The 15,424-nt window shown below is 36.5% G+C and carries 20 protein-coding genes; all 20 read right to left on the reverse strand.

The genetic code is table 11. From position 1 onward, the window contains the following. Positions 1 to 145: 145 nt before the first annotated feature. The 20 genes from PGY05_RS13220 to PGY05_RS13315 all read right to left on the reverse strand — a co-directional run bounded on the left by PGY05_RS13220 (position 146) and on the right by PGY05_RS13315 (position 15,081). Positions 146 to 1,060 carry a tyrosine-type recombinase/integrase gene (locus PGY05_RS13220; protein WP_118622607.1) on the reverse strand — a complete coding sequence of 305 codons (915 nt, stop codon included), beginning with the start codon at positions 1,058 to 1,060 and terminating at the stop codon, positions 146 to 148. A 249-nt stretch (positions 1,061 to 1,309) separates the two neighbouring features. Then, complete coding sequence (locus PGY05_RS13225; RefSeq protein ID WP_118622609.1) at positions 1,310 to 1,630, reverse strand: LPD28 domain-containing protein; 321 nt, start codon at positions 1,628 to 1,630, stop codon at positions 1,310 to 1,312. A gap of 75 nt (positions 1,631 to 1,705) precedes the next feature. Continuing rightward, positions 1,706 to 1,891 (reverse strand): hypothetical protein, encoded by a 186-nt coding sequence (locus tag PGY05_RS13230; RefSeq protein ID WP_118622611.1) that lies wholly within the window; start codon positions 1,889 to 1,891, stop codon positions 1,706 to 1,708. 45 nt (positions 1,892 to 1,936) lie between these two features. Further along, positions 1,937 to 2,251 (reverse strand): hypothetical protein, encoded by a 315-nt coding sequence (locus PGY05_RS13235; protein WP_073962193.1) that lies wholly within the window; start codon positions 2,249 to 2,251, stop codon positions 1,937 to 1,939. Between the two features lie 21 nt (positions 2,252 to 2,272). After that, positions 2,273 to 3,670, reverse strand: a complete 1,398-nt coding sequence (locus tag PGY05_RS13240) for a phosphoadenosine phosphosulfate reductase domain-containing protein (protein ID WP_270476109.1) — start codon at positions 3,668 to 3,670, stop codon at positions 2,273 to 2,275. Positions 3,671 to 3,679: 9 nt separating this feature from the next. After that, positions 3,680 to 3,877: a hypothetical protein gene (locus tag PGY05_RS13245; RefSeq protein WP_073962192.1), complete on the reverse strand. Its 198-nt coding sequence runs from the start codon at positions 3,875 to 3,877 to the stop codon at positions 3,680 to 3,682. Between the two features lie 93 nt (positions 3,878 to 3,970). Beyond that, a complete protein-coding gene (locus PGY05_RS13250; protein WP_118622615.1) occupies positions 3,971 to 4,402 on the reverse strand; it encodes a hypothetical protein in 432 nt (143 codons plus the stop codon). 14 nt (positions 4,403 to 4,416) lie between these two features. Beyond that, positions 4,417 to 4,743, reverse strand: coding sequence for a hypothetical protein (locus PGY05_RS13255; RefSeq protein ID WP_118622617.1), 327 nt, complete (start codon positions 4,741 to 4,743; stop codon positions 4,417 to 4,419). A gap of 16 nt (positions 4,744 to 4,759) precedes the next feature. Further along, positions 4,760 to 6,931 (reverse strand): PcfJ domain-containing protein, encoded by a 2,172-nt coding sequence (locus tag PGY05_RS13260; protein ID WP_270476110.1) that lies wholly within the window; start codon positions 6,929 to 6,931, stop codon positions 4,760 to 4,762. After that, positions 6,928 to 7,485 carry a DUF7666 domain-containing protein gene (locus PGY05_RS13265; protein WP_117500947.1) on the reverse strand — a complete coding sequence of 186 codons (558 nt, stop codon included), beginning with the start codon at positions 7,483 to 7,485 and terminating at the stop codon, positions 6,928 to 6,930. Before PGY05_RS13265 ends, PGY05_RS13260 begins: the two co-directional genes overlap by 4 nt. A 22-nt stretch (positions 7,486 to 7,507) precedes the next feature. Further along, entirely contained in the window at positions 7,508 to 8,215 is a 708-nt protein-coding gene (locus PGY05_RS13270; protein WP_270476111.1) for a Cas9 inhibitor AcrIIA9 family protein, read from the reverse strand. 53 nt (positions 8,216 to 8,268) lie between these two features. Beyond that, entirely contained in the window at positions 8,269 to 8,682 is a 414-nt protein-coding gene (locus PGY05_RS13275; RefSeq protein WP_270476112.1) for a hypothetical protein, read from the reverse strand. Between the two features lie 14 nt (positions 8,683 to 8,696). After that, complete coding sequence (locus PGY05_RS13280; RefSeq protein ID WP_270476113.1) at positions 8,697 to 9,326, reverse strand: hypothetical protein; 630 nt, start codon at positions 9,324 to 9,326, stop codon at positions 8,697 to 8,699. Then, positions 9,310 to 9,624 carry a hypothetical protein gene (locus PGY05_RS13285; protein ID WP_117500943.1) on the reverse strand — a complete coding sequence of 105 codons (315 nt, stop codon included), beginning with the start codon at positions 9,622 to 9,624 and terminating at the stop codon, positions 9,310 to 9,312. The genes PGY05_RS13280 and PGY05_RS13285 overlap by 17 nt, the downstream gene beginning before the upstream one ends. A 13-nt stretch (positions 9,625 to 9,637) precedes the next feature. Next, positions 9,638 to 10,687, reverse strand: a complete 1,050-nt coding sequence (locus tag PGY05_RS13290; protein WP_117500942.1) for a DNA methyltransferase — start codon at positions 10,685 to 10,687, stop codon at positions 9,638 to 9,640. Position 10,688: 1 nt separating this feature from the next. After that, positions 10,689 to 10,952: a hypothetical protein gene (locus PGY05_RS13295; RefSeq protein ID WP_270476114.1), complete on the reverse strand. Its 264-nt coding sequence runs from the start codon at positions 10,950 to 10,952 to the stop codon at positions 10,689 to 10,691. A gap of 10 nt (positions 10,953 to 10,962) precedes the next feature. Beyond that, entirely contained in the window at positions 10,963 to 11,409 is a 447-nt protein-coding gene (locus PGY05_RS13300) for an RNase A-like domain-containing protein (RefSeq protein ID WP_117500940.1), read from the reverse strand. 560 nt (positions 11,410 to 11,969) lie between these two features. After that, on the reverse strand, positions 11,970 to 12,209 hold the full coding sequence (locus PGY05_RS13305; protein ID WP_117500939.1) for a hypothetical protein: 240 nt from the start codon (positions 12,207 to 12,209) through the stop codon (positions 11,970 to 11,972). Positions 12,210 to 12,520: 311 nt separating this feature from the next. Further along, positions 12,521 to 14,320 carry an ABC transporter permease gene (locus PGY05_RS13310; protein ID WP_158547689.1) on the reverse strand — a complete coding sequence of 600 codons (1,800 nt, stop codon included), beginning with the start codon at positions 14,318 to 14,320 and terminating at the stop codon, positions 12,521 to 12,523. A gap of 98 nt (positions 14,321 to 14,418) precedes the next feature. Then, entirely contained in the window at positions 14,419 to 15,081 is a 663-nt protein-coding gene (locus PGY05_RS13315) for an ABC transporter ATP-binding protein (RefSeq protein WP_117500937.1), read from the reverse strand. Positions 15,082 to 15,424: the final 343 nt, after the last annotated feature.

Raw genomic sequence — 15,424 nt, forward strand, 5'->3', positions numbered from 1 at the left:
CCTTTATATTTCCTGAATCATATACTAAAGGACCGTACAATTTCGTATATTTCGGAGCCTTGTAAAGTAATATTTTCGGTATATTTCTATCACAACAAGACCGCCTATAAAGCCGGTCAAAAAAATAATATTAAGTTCCTTTTTTCTATGCCACTTTTATTTTCATAGCATTACGCGGATGATATTGTTGAAGAATCTCCGCCTGTTTTCTAGCTGCTACATGTATATATATCTGTGTCGTTTTAATTGAACTGTGACCTAGAATTCGCTGTATACAGCTAACATCTACTCCTTCTTCAATTAAATATGTGGCGAAAGAGTGCCGGAACATGTGAGGCGTAATGTTCCTACGGATTCCTGCAGCTTTGGTATATTTTTTCAACATAAGTCTGATAGACTGCTCTGTAAATCTCCCACCCCGATTATTCACAAAGAAAAATCCACAAGCTTCTATTTCTTTTTTATTTTCTAAATAGTATTCTCTCATCCATTCCAATACTTCTTGATTTCCAATTTGAACATAACGTTCTTTATTCCCCTTCCCCTTAAAACAAATCAAACCTGATTGTAAATCAACACACTCCACTCTAATATTAGAGATTTCATATACTCTTGCCCCAGTTGCAAAGAACATCTCTACTATCATAATATCACGCTGCCAAGTTCCAACCATTTTGCCCTTAGAATCAGGTTTATGGTTATACATATAATTTAGAAGACTTTCAATCTCTTCCCGTGGAATAATCCTAGGTAATACTACTGCTTCTTTAAATTTTACTTTTATTTTTCTAAATGGATTTTCTTCAATTAATTCCTCTTCTTCCAGATAATTATAAAATGCTTTTACACTTGCCAGTTTACGTTTCACTGTCTTTTGCTTGAAATCTATATGTAGCTTCGTAATATACTTCTCGATCTCCGCCTTTCCGGGCTCTTCTCCCTCTACCCATTCAAAATACTGTCTCAGATCAATCCGATATGCTTTTAATGTTTTATCGTCAAGCTCCTTTCGATATTTGCAAAACACTAAATATTGCTCTTGTAACTTTCGTATCTCCATAGCAGGCTCCTCCAAAATCTTTTTTGAAAAAGTGTAGCATATACACAATAGAAAATTCCATCTTCTCTCTACAAATCTTTACTGACAATAAGATATTATCTTATTAAAATCCGAGATGAACATCATGATAGACTTTGATATTACACCGATCAAAGAATTTTATAATCGGATACCAATTATATGGATGATGTATCATTGCTGAATCCAAAAAAAGCGATCTGGCTATGCCAGACCGCTCATTTCATATTATTACATATTATTCTCAGACCATGCTTCCAGTTGTATTCCGATGTTTCCAGTATATCCCCAGTCATCAGTTCCTATATATCTTCGATCTTCTCCATTATTAATGAGCGATACTTTAGATATTACTGTTCCCCAAAAATTCACTAGAATATGAGAACTTATTTCACATGGGATCCCCATACACTCATCATCATGCCGCACTTCATAACAGTAAAAGCCTTCTGGAACACTTTCTCTTTGAATTCTTTCCGAAGAAAAAAGTGCCAAAGTATCAAAAATTTCTATTTCCTCAAAAGTTTCTTTCCTTGCATCATATCTATCCATATTTACCTCTTCTTTCTACTACGAAATATCTACCTGTCAGAATAAAACACAAAAGGTATCTCTATTTAAGACCTTTTAATATAGGCATGTATTCAAATACTGCTTCACCACATTTAATCCAGACTGGTTTTCAGACGGTATTTTACTTTCCTCTTCCAACCATTCAAGAAACTCTCTTCTTTTTTCTTCACATTCCCGCACAACACCCCTAAGTCTTCGGATTTCCTGCTGGCAAGAAATTATTCTTTCTTCATCTGTCATATCAAACTTCTCCTATTCTCTTTTTTCGTAATATAAATAATAACACTAATTCATTTTGCAAATCCAATTCTCTTCAGTAGCTATTTCGTTTGCTTTCAGTTGATGTTCCACCTTTGGTCCAGCAAGTAAGAGCATTCTGAACAATTCCGGAAGATGCTCTTTTCCCAACTTTTCCTCAAACTGCTGTATCCACTGCTCCTGAATTTTATTTGAAATACTTATCTTCCGGCAGTCAAATCCATAACCTTCTGGTGCTGTCATCTGCAATTCATCTGCCACTTTTTCATAAAAGATTGTCAAACTCATCGTTTCAATGAAAGCATCTACTGTTTCCTGTGTTATTTCTTTTACCGTTTTCATTTATAATCTCCTCCTATCAGATTAACAAGGTCCTCCTGCTGCACCATGAAAAGCTCCTGCCGGGTATTTCCATTTGCCTTTTACATAAACAGACTCGACTGGAAACTCTCCCGTAAGCAGACTTTGAATCGCTTCTTTATCACCATGATATACACATGAGTCCGCACTACCGATATAAGTTTCCAAATCGCAATGGTTATCCAGCGTAAATCCAAGAATTTTTTCGTCCTGGCATAAAAGAGCATATTCTTTCGGATACAGTTCCCTGATTCCTGCAAATAATCGGGGAGTAGAAAAAATACACATTGCACAACTACAGCGGTTCCAACCTGCCCGGTAACAAGGATGTGGGTTTACTTTATGCCGCTTCAGCACTTCCCAAATATCTCTTTCACTGTAATCAATAACCGGACGCCATTGGTGTACAGTACGGTGGTGTTTGGAAACTGCATTGGTACGGTGAATTTCTATTTCATTATATTTGCTTCTCCCAACGGATTCACCACGTCTTTCTCCCGATACAATTAATAATTTTATATCCTTTCGTGTCTTTGTTAAATTAGCAGTCACACTATCCTGAACAGATGCCTTTAAACTTCCGCTACACCAACGTCCCTGATGTGTGCTCCCTTTTGCTGGAAATTTTTGTCTTTTACCACCCGTATTCTCTAGTTTCTGCATACTGTTCATGTTTCGCAAAACGGTATCTGCTACCATGATCTTTAGATAAGCAGAACACCAGCACCGACTCAAATCTCCACTTTTCATTGGAAATTTCATTCGATAACCGAATTCCGCCAGTTTATTTTCCATTTCTGATATTGCTGCCGCTTTTAACTTTTGACATTCCATATACTTTTTTGACGGAGGACATTGATAAATTTCCCCTGTCTCTGGATCTACCCATTCAATTAATTCTGATGTCCCAATACGATACAGTTCTCCAAAAAATCCGTTTTTCCTCCAGGATACCCGAAGTGGAATCTGTTCTGCTTCTGCAAATGAGCGTATATAATTTGCAGTACATCTCCAATCCATAGTTCGTGAAGGGTGTCCACCGTCTATATCATGATGCCAAAACTCGATTTTGGATTTTGGTACGCCTAACTCCAATAGCTTGTAATAACAGGCAATGCTGTCCTTACCACCAGATATTAAAACTATAACCAAATCATACATTTCCAAAGGCAGTAATTCTTCAAGATAGATCTTTTTCATATACTCTGTGTCTTTCCTTCCAGAAACCCTTGGACGGATTCTTTTACCCATTCCATAGATCGGAATATCCGATTTTCCATATATAACCGGAGTCTCTTTGGTACAATCAGCATCCCGAATGAAATCCGGCTGGAACAGAGTAAGCTGACCGTTTGACTGCTGAAAATATCCTTCCGTTTTCTTCAATACTATCCACCTCATTTTAAAATCCTATTTCAAACATTCTTTTTCTACCAAAAGTGCTGTTTTCCTTTGCCCTGAAAAATATGATTTTCCATTGTAGATCCAAGTACTCCCACGTGGTGCAGTCATTGAACCGGTAATCTTTCTCCAGCCTGTAGGCATTGCTGTATATAGTTCTACATCTGTTCTTATTGCAAATTCTATAATCCTGTCAAATTCTCCCATCCTTTCCTCCCTTACGTTTCCACCTTTGCTACTTTGCGTAAAAAGGAAAGAATTTTATCTTTCCTTTTTACGTCTCATCATATTTCCGTAGCTTTATGTATGCTGACAGTTTTTCTTATATCCTTTTAGGTACAGGTTATAATCATTCTCCCTTGTTATAAACCTAATCCAGTAGTCTGCTGTGCGGCCATTCATAAAAAAATTATACTCATTTTCACCCACATGCGAAGATGGATGTCCCTTACAAAATTTTCTTAATATTTCCAGATTATAAAACTGTGTCACCAGACAGCGATAAATGTCCTGTGATTCCCGGTTAAATGCTTTCGTCCAAAGCTCACCTCTACAAGGAAAATAGTTACCATGCCATCCGTCTTCATTCCAGTATGCACGAATATGTCCTATTTGGGCGTCCGGATGTTTCCCTGACTGTAAAGAATCCGGTGCTTCTGAGCAATGCTCAAACACATCACGAAAATTGCAGGTTTCCATCAGCTCAAACAACATACTTTCCTTTTTACTCATATAACCCCTTCTTTCTATGCGGCATTTTCCTCCGTCATTTGTGTATCACATTCCGGACAACTATATAAAATTCCATGTTCTGTAATCTGCTCGCAAAGTTCTTTATCACCGATCATGTGCCATAACAGATTGTCCAAAACGCCTTTCAAAATTACATTTTCACCATTCTTACCAGATATGCTTCCGTATCGTAACGTTAACTCCTGAAACAGCATTTCGTAAGAAAGCTTTCCGGTCTTAGAATTTTTGACAGCACTATGGATTACCTGCTGCATATTTTTCCTTTCTTTCCATAGTTTCTGAAGCTGCTCTTTTCCTGTCATATCTATTTTATTATTCATGGTCCTCCTTTTCCAATTACGCTGCATGTTCAAAGGTATCCGGCATTTCCATAAGATCTGCTTCCAATACATCTGCCAGATATTTTCCCTGAAACAACCCGCCATTGATTTTTACTTTCTTTTTGCGCATCTCAGCATAAGATTCTATGCGAAGCTGCCTGCTCTTGTCTGCCAGTTTTTTATCACTTGCCGTAATCCTTTTCTGTATTTCTCTCTGCCACTCTTTTAAGAATTCAGATGCCTCTTCAATGTCTTTATTCTGTCTGTCATATTCTGTCCGTTTCTGTCGTATTACTCCGCCCGGCTCTACTTCTAATGTATAATACGGTTTGTCCGGCTGTTCTGTCTTACGCAGAAACAAAATATAAGTTTCCTGCTCATTGATGCGTTCCAGATACTCTGTTTTCTTATCTATGCAATGGTGAAGTGCCTGTCCTTCCTTTAAAATGTCTTCAATACAATGTGGAGCTAAAACAGTAAATATTTCATTGCCGTATTCATATTTTTTGTCTAAACCTGAGAGGATTTCATTGATGTTCGGATATTTGTCAGCAAGTTCTCCCGCTGTTACAGACAGGCGATTTTCTTCAATATATTGAATAATTTCTTTATGGCGCTGATATAATTTGGATGTCCGATACACAATCTCATCATCCGTATCCATCTTAATCCTCTTTGCCATTGAAAGATAATCCTGCCATGTGATAAGCACCTGAGAAATACTGTCTTTTCGCCGTCCTTTCTGACGAGTCAAATAATTTCTTATTTGAACAAAACTCATTTTCGGTTGAATAAACTTTAAATCTTTAGGTTTTATGTTGTTATTCATAAACCAAAAGATTAAATCGTCATCTAAATAATGTGCGGATGTATTTTCCTCCTGAAGCCACACAAGATATTCTAATCCCCCATCCCGTTCTCTTAAGCGTTTTAAAGCGTTTCTGCTGATCCCAAGTCGAGTATGTAACGCACCGTGTTGTTGTGTACAGGATATTTTTTCCGGGTAATTCATGACTTCCTGTGACAAATTATATAAGTTTGCTTTAACTAGGTGTTCCAGTACAGGTGCCCTTCTTAATGATATAAAATAGTCCCGTGGTCTAAAGACGCTTTTCTGTTTTAAAATCTCAGGAAGACCAGACATTTTCAATTCCTTTTTTGCAAGATCAGGAATGGTCGTGGGATATACTGCTCCAGAACAGTTAGAAATATATCTATAATAATAGTACCAATATCCCCCTCTATTTGCTTCTCCCTGTATCCAACGGGCGCCTCTTTTTTTATAATCATCAAAGTAAAAAGCAGTTTCGTTAAAATCCTTGTCATACAAATACCGATTTTCTTCCGAGCTGAGAACTACCGGATTCCGGTAACTGTCTTTTCCCACAGCCATGCGGACGGAAAACTCCCTTATTATAAAGCCAGGATGACAACGCTGGATTAAATACGCCGTTTCCTGTTTTGTCCATATCCGACCAAATTTTCCGATTGACTTATATGTTATAGTCTGACCGCAATTTGGACATACACCTTCTTCGTTGTATTTTGGTTTCTCTACAGCCACTTTTTTACCACAGCAAGTACAATACCCTTCTGTTGAGCCGCTCCTTTTATAGTAGTAAAATATAAAGTGTTCAGAAATTGCTCTGCGCAGAACCCATTTGTTCCAGTCTTTCGGAATACTGCGAACAGGTTTTAATATCTGATCCCATTCATCTGTTTTGCGCTTGTACTGCCTGTCTAAACGTTTTGTCCGTAGAGATGATTGGTATTGGCATATTGAATAAAAATCACCCTCTCCTATCTTCAGATATTTCTTGATCTTCTCTGCATCTTTTTCGGAAATATAATGTTTAAAGTTATAACAAGAAAGACCTGCGTCAAGATTTTCCAGCATTGCAGTTCTCCATTTACCGGTTTCTGTTTCCAGTGATAAGTATTCTCCTTTTTTCCTATCAAAATAGACAATATACATCGGATATTTGGAACCCGAACGCACAAATTCCGTTTTAAAGACAGAAAGTATCAAATAGCCTTTTTCAATTTTAGCCTTTATATAACTATTGTATTTATATTCTTTTCTCCTGCCCCATGCATTATCAATTACAGGTATATCTTTTTCTGCCTGTTCTCTCAACTGTTTTGTCAATTTAGGCGGCGTTAATGTAAGTAAGACACTTTTTTTCATGCACAAACCTCCTCCTGATCATTTGTAATTCCTTTTACAGTATAATCAATTTTCGGATAACATCTGCTTCCATCAATTTTTAAAAATGCCACTTCCTCTATTGCAGAACAATTTTCTTCCTCTTTCAAAAGTACAAGGATATCGCCCAAATTCCCTGATGCAATTGGATTTTTCCCACGCACAACTACAAAACCGTTATACGCCTTTCCACATTCTTTTTTCACATGTCCATTCCAGTTCCGTTCGGGATGTTCTACCATATAAATTAGTCCTTCAAACAGCAGCTGCTCTATCGTAAGCCGTTTAACCAGCTGCATCTCGGTACAGGAAATTTTACTGTCAATTTCATCTTCATCAATATCACCTGCTGCATCCACTTCGTAATAAACTGAGTTTTTCCAGTCAGAATAATAATCAAGACAATCCATTGGGTTTTCTGCACAGTGAAATCCATTTTTCCTGCAATTAGCCTGATCCGTTTTGTTTATCCCGTCTTCATTAAATTTGTAACCGAGACAGGTTAAATCCTTTTTAAAGCCTTTATACGCCTTCATCCGTTTCCTCCTCTCCCAACTCCTAACTGTCCGAATTCGTCATATCAAACAATGACAGCTGAATGTTCTCCGGCTGTTTCTTTTTCGGTGGTACTGTATTCTTAGTTGGTACTGCTGAAATCGGTTTTTCTGAGGATGAGGATTGTGTTTTACGCTGTATACTCTTTTTTTGTTTGCTTACCCTTTTCTTCTGCTCTTTCGCTCTTTCCTCAGCCTCTTTTTTTGCATCATCCAGTGCATAGTAATCTTCTGCCCATTGATACACCTGAAGTTCTGAAATCCCCAGCGCCACATTCTGATTCCGTCCTGTCGCCGGCTGCTTGCCGCTGGTTTTCTTTTCATGTTCTTTTTTAGCAATTTCATAGGCTTGTTCCATAATATAATTCATACATTTCTGAATTGTTTTATGTTTCTGAAGTACCTGCATACCAAAGACTGGGTTATCTTCTGCCTTTCTGATTAAATACTTGGAAACAATATCTGTAAACATCTGATCCTTGATAAGCCACATTTCAGCTCTTAATTTCTCAACCGCAGAGTCGTATTCCCTTTCCTCAAATGGAATTTCCGCAAGCTGGGCACGTTTTCCGGCTATAAAGTCCTGAACATACTCTTCCGGAACAAGCCATTCTGACGCCAGCAGCTTTAATTCTGAAAAATTCTCAGATGATCTCAAATGAACCGCCATTGCATTCAATTCTTCTGTACTGTGAATCATCGTTTCAAACAATTATAAAACCTCCTTCATAGAAACGGAGAGCCCGAAGACTCTCCATACATTTATCAGGCTACCTTATCATTTTGCATAGCCTCTTCCATTTCTTTTTCTACTTCTTTTGCAATTCTTCTCCGTTCTTTGTCATCATGTTCCAAAAGCCCCATGAGTTCAATCAAAACACGAACACACCATTTATTGGATTTCCATTTTTCTGCAAGAACACGAGTCTCTTCCACTACGGCTTCCCAGTCTTTTTCCTCCATTTCACGTTCACGATACTGTTTATAGATTCCGTAGCACTCTTTCATTACCTGTGGCACCGGAATAGCTGCTGCCTCATCCAAATTGGCAAGAAGTCCCATCAGCATCCGGTGATTCTCATATTTCTTACAAATTTCCTGAATTCCAATCTGTGATGTTCCACGATAAAGAGACATGAAATCATTAAAAATTGCCGCTATCATTTTTTGATCTGTCATTCCCTTCCTCCTTTCTAAGCCAGCTCAAGGTCATAAATATTTAACTGCCCCTGTATCTGCCAATCCTCGTCCGTCTTTACTGCCTGTTTTTTTGGTATCTCTGTTGTTCTGAGCGGAATAGAACGGACTTTTTTTACACTCTCTTGAATTTGATCCCGTAACATGCCGGGTACTCCGAGTTCCCTCATTACAACCAAATTATCTTCTGAAACCGCATTGAGCAGACTATGTACTTTACCGTATATCTCCATAACCCCTGTCTGCTCTCTCTGCTTTTTACTCATACAGAAAAGTTTGGCCATCAGATAGCGGTAATCAGAAGAAGCCTGATATTCTTCTAATGCATTCAAAGCCTGTGTCCTGATTGTATCAGCCTGTGCCATGTATTCCTCCGGCATTATTTCCGGAATCTCGCATACCAATTTACTTCCGAGAAGATTCAACTTACTTTTTAACTGCAGGATTTCCTTTCGGTATCTATTCAGAATTATTCCATCCGTACACATGCTCTCAGCATCTCCATAGGTGTAAACCTTTTCCCATTCATACAAAAGCATTTTTAGTTTCTGCTCATACGCTCCCAGAGAACTCTTGTCCATATCATCTTCCGAATGATACAGATGAATCCTATCCCTGTTTTTCATTATCCTTTCCTTTCACTTTCTCAATCCGTCTTCGTACTGTAGATGGATAACAGTTAAAAGCATTTGAAATTTCCTCTAATGTATATCCCGCCTTTCTGAGCTGATACATCATTTCTCCAACCTCGTCACTGTCCATGTCTTCCCTATATTCTGTTTTTATTTTCTTTCTAAGGATCTTCTGGCAGAGTGGGTGGTTCGGTCCATACTTATACATCAGTACCGACTCATACACGTCCAAACCGCAGAATATTGCTATCAGCAGACAATAATATCCGCTGTTTTCATCCCACTTCCCCATGTCTGCACCTCCCTTACATATAACTCAGCCGGTAACTTCCCCGGTGATTTGTAAGGAACTCATTCCGGTGTTCATAGAGAGTGGCGCGGATACGTTCCTTATAATGCTTATTATTCACAGCCTTTGGATGGTCTTTTAGTTCTTCATACAGTTGGGATAATGTTACGATACCTCCCAAATGTTCCATGACCGCACACACAAGATGAAACCATGTGAGGGCTTTTGAGTCCTGTTTCTGAAGATAAAAAAAGCCACTTTTTCGAAAAGAGTACGGTATCTGAAATACATTCTCTTTCTGAAACAGCAGCAAATGTTCTGTGACGATTGGGATTAAAGGATGCCGGCTATGATAGCTCCGGCTGCTGGATGAACAGCTGAACTGTGCTTTTACAATCCATGATTTCATCGTGCCGATTGTCATTACGTCGTTTGCAATAGAATGGAACTCCCCATTTTGACGTATATCACCGACTAATAATGCCAGTACGCCTCCTGAACGCAGACTGAAAAATAACTTCTTAATTACATGATTGAGTTTTTCAATAAAATCTGCATAGTTATCGCAACGGCTTAGATCATCAGCATGAGGTTTTCCCCACATATTACCGGAATACCGGATAATGGAATGATATGGTGGATGAAGAAATACAAGATCCGCACTATCTTCCACATCATCTTTCAGGGCGTTCCATCCGCCAAGCCCACATGGCAGTTCGGGATTTAAGTCATACTGCACACATTGAATCCCTAAATCTGCCGCAACGTCACCGCTGGTTCCGGAACCACACATTGGATCTAAGAGAAGGAAGTCCTCCTTTCTCCGATGTGTTTGACATTCCCTGACATACTGGGTAATCTGACGGATAACTTCCGGCGAACAATTTCCCTGCCAGTTGCTACTTCCACCGCTGCCTCTTTCCGGATATGCAATAAATGAGGTAAGATCACGTCCTATGCAATGTGTCAGATCCCATACCCCTAATGTCTGCACAATCTTTTTCCATTCCGTTCCAAATTCATTCTCTAATAAGCGTTCTGCTCTTTTTAATTCCTTTTCATACACTTCATCCCACTTTCCTTTCCACCAACACTTCTAAAAGATATTGTTCCGGCACCGTTCGCAATACGACACCGGAAAATTCATTTCCAATCTTTTTCAGTTGTCTTTTGCTTCCTTTCTTTATCTGGTTCAAAAGACCGAAAGCTTTTCCCTCGCATTCTGCAATGTACAGATGTTTCTCCTGATCTAAACGGAAATTAATTTTAGAACCGTTTACAATATCGTATTGGCCTGCCATTAAAACTGTCATTTTCATTTTTTTGCTCACACTACAACTCCTATCGTTCAAACATTGGATAACTGGTAAGTATCCGAAATCCCCAATCAGCTTGTGGATCTTTTACCAGAACCAAACATGCTTTTCTTAAATTTTCATTCAAACGATCCTCTCCTTTCCGAAAACCATAACCTATCGTTTGAGGGAAACGCCCGATCAATGAGATATAGTCATTGCTGCTGTTTTTCAGCCAAAACACAATATCTGAATCATAAAATTTACGCATCAGACCACTTGCAACTGCCGCCGCAACATTTACATCCCAGTATGAAGTAGCATAACGGATATCCTCTTTCGTCAGTCGGTTCTTCAGTACCATGAGCTGAATGTCGGTATGTTTGCGGAGTGTATGACCGCCAAACAATCCTACTTTGTCAAGATTTTCCCGTATTGTCTGTAATGTACTTTCAATCAGTTCATCCGGGATACCAGTAAATAAATCCACCATACGTCCTCCTTTCACTTACGGATATACAGATACCGATACCCCAGCGGATATCAGTACATAAAATAAGAAGGGAATTTCTGCCCTTCTTCTGTAAAAATCCAAAATATAACTGTTATCCGCTTTTCTAATGTCTCATTTTTTTATTCGGATTAGCATATCCTCCTTCCTTCATATTTCATGAAAATTCCCAAAACGCAAAAAAAGACATAAAAACCCATTTCTGAATTTTTATGTCTTTCTTAACCTTATCAGGCTGTGCCTTAAATTTAACTTCCGGTATTTCACCGGAACAAACTTACTTACTGCATTTTGATATTCCCATGCACAAATTTCTAATCCACCTATAATGTAGCACAATATATGTCATTAGTCAATCATGCATTATCTATATATTGTATTTTTATGAAGTGTTTGCGATAAAGTCCTTATAAATATAATAATATTAAACAGTTTTATTACGCAAAGAAACGCTGAATGAATCCCCGATATTCTTTTGATTTGATTATTTTTTTAATTTCAACTAAATTCTAGTATACTCTTTTTCTGCCTAGAGTTCATCTTCATATAACTATTATAACCCTTTTTAGCCTATTCCTAGCCTTCTTTCCAACTTGTATATCCATCTGTTTTATGAGATCGTTAAATGCAAGTTGAGTGCTAGTCTCTATAAACTCTTCTATATTTCCATATTCATTAAAAATCCCCACATAGAATGGTACATTTCTGATTATGGTATCTTCCCGATAATCGATGTCAAATTGTATTTCGTCAGAATTCTCTACCAGCAATCTATACCCCATTCTCACTTCTCTTTCTATTTTGACAATACTCACATCTGCCAATAAATATAAAAAGTATACCAAAGTGTGTGACTTAAAAGCTTCTATAAACTTTTGTTAGCGACTAACTAAATCAACCATTACGGGATCATTTATTTCAACCACAAAATAAATCATTAAAATCAACCAATACCCTAATAATTATATCTACGTTTTTATTTATGATGTAGTTCCAATGTTCGTTCTTTCAATCTCCCTAAGTGAAGATTGATACGCTCTATAGATTTTCCACGAAACCTTTAAGTTAATCAGCTTTTCAATCTATCATATTCTCATTCACGTATCCGATTAATTATTGAATTCTTAAAAATAATGGAATTCTGATATTTTGTCATTGCCAACCGTATTATCAAAAGAAATCCCAGATAAAAAATCAAAAAATATACAGGAAATTTATAGTGAATATAAAATATACCTGACAATTCAGCAATTTTATTACATAGTATAATCCCAACCGGAATCCCCAAAATACAACTACCAATAAACCCACTAAAAAGATACAAAGAACATTCCACGCTCTGCATTTTCTTTAATTGTTTTGGAGTCATACCTATTGCTTCTAGCATTGCATACTCTTTTTTTCTTTCTACGATATTCGATACACATAAATTAAAGGTATTGAGAAATGAAAAAATCGAAATAATAAAAACAAAAGCCATTATCGCCATTGTAAAATTATAAAAATAATCTGAATATTGTTGAATCGTATCTTTCTTGGAAGATAAGCTTATTCTATTATCAGTTGCTACTATATCATACAATTTTTGTTCTATATCACTCTTGCCAGTACATATATACCAATTAACATCTGGGTTCATATCTGTTATTTGTTCAAGATACCCTTCATTAGTATATATAGCATTTGTAGAATTTGGATCATTAATTATACCACTTACTTTCAAATGAGTTTCTTGTATTCTATTTCCTGTATCAATTTTAGCTAAAATAGAATCTCCAACTTGAAGACTCAATTGAGAATCGATATAAGCATCTGAGGCCAAATTAATTACAATAGGCATTGTATCAGTCTCTGCTTTCTTTTGAGGCATTGTCCCTTCAATCAATTGATTAGCAAACTCTTTTTCGTTAATAATGCTTTCTATACCTTCGATATCTGTTACTTCTTCTGTGTTCTCATTTACAATTTCACAATCTAAAATTTTTAATCGATAGATTTCCTTTACTTCACTCATATTCTGAATTTTTTGAAAGAGTTCATTTGTCAAGGGGCTATTCTTCATCAGTTCATTATAACTATAATTATCTTCTTCGCTTAATAAATCCGAATTCAATGATAAAATATAGTCACTGTTTTCATGAAAAGTATAGCTAGCCAACTCTTCTACATCTATTGACTGCATCACACTAAATATGCTAAACATTAATACGCCACTTAATGTTAAAGACAAAATGGATCTAATAAACTGTTTTGGCACAGATGTCGCATATTTAATTGCAAGTTTAAATGGAGAAAGAAATTCTCTCTTTTTATCTTTGCGTAACATTCTTAAGTTTTCCGTGCAACGAACTGCTTCTATTGGAGAAACTACAGATAATACACGAACAGGTTTTTCATAAGCTCCTGTAACTAGCACAATAATAAATCCTACGGAAATAAAAATTGTAATGCATGATATCCCATAAAATTTCCCTGGCAGAATTATTCCAATGATAATGGATAGAATAACAGCTGGCGGTAAACACCTCTTTAATAAAGTATGTTTTTCATAAGTAATTATATTTTTCAGTTGTTCCTTTGTTGCTCCTATCATTTTCAATCTAGCATAATCATTTATTTTCTCTACAGCTGATATATATACTATACTTCTGATTGAAACTCCTGTTGCAATGCTAATGACAAGCACAATCGTAAACATAACAACAAGCACCTGACTTGTAGTCCCAGAAATACTATGCATATCGAAATAAGTATTACACAAAAATATCATTGTGAAACTCAATAAACAGGTGGCCGCAAAAATTATCACACTAACCAGCCTATTTTTCAAAGAATTTTGAACCATATTATTTTTCGAAATAAGCTTTATGGTGCTTTTTTCAAGACTCTTCACAATACTACTCTCCCTTCTGTTGCTAAAACACTCTATTTTAGCAGTCATCTCTAATTGCCGCATCTATACTCAAATAATTATCTTATATACATTTCCTATCACGCTATGATTTTTCCATCAATAATCTTTACTATTCTGTCAGCCTGTTTCGCCATTTCTAAATCATGTGTTATCATAATAATTGTCTGATCATATTTTTTACTAGTTTCCCTTAATAATTGAAGTACTTTTTTACTAGTTTCTGAATCTAAATTTCCAGTTGGTTCGTCAGCTAAAATTACCGACGGTTTAGTTATCAATGCTCTTGCGATAGCAACTCTTTGCTGCTGACCGCCAGATAAGCTATTCGGCATTCTGTCTTTTTTATCTTCTAATTCTAAATACGTTAATACTTCATCCAAAAACTGCTGATCAACCTGCCTCCCATCCAGATGAAGAGGTAGGACAATATTGTTATAAACATTGAGTATCGGAACTAAATTATAATTCTGAAATATAAATCCAATGTGTCTACGTCTAAAGATTGTTAAGTCATCATTATTTCCTCTCAAATTTTGTTTCTCAATTATAATGTTTCCTGAAGAAGGAGTATCTAATCCTCCTATCATATGTAGTAATGTTGATTTTCCACTTCCCGATGGTCCTACCACAGCAATAAATTCGCCCTTTTCAACAGTAAGAGATACTCCATCTAGTGCTTTAATAATATTAGGTTTGTTACCATAATATTTTTTTAAATCTTTCACTTGCAAAACAGCCATAATTTTTCTCCTTTTTCCGCCAATGAAACATATTCTTTTTAGTAAAATTTTTAAAATACCACATTTGTATAATTAATCATTCCAAATTATATTCTTTCCAAAATATTCCTCAGTAAGCCTTTTTATCATAAAAGGGAGTATCTTTCAATTATCTCCCTTTTACGATAAACTTCTATTTATTCCCTAATGAGAATGATTTCTAAATATAATATCATTTATACATCAACTAATACTAACAGAATCATCCCGTCCCTATATATAAATAAGTCACCGCCTGCCCTATTTAATTAATATAGGACAGTACCGCATTATGAGATATTAAACAGTCTTTTTTACAGTCAAA

This window comes from Coprococcus sp. AF51-11b1, assembly GCF_027682785.1.
Lineage (GTDB): Bacteria > Bacillota > Clostridia > Lachnospirales > Lachnospiraceae > Allocoprococcus > Allocoprococcus comes.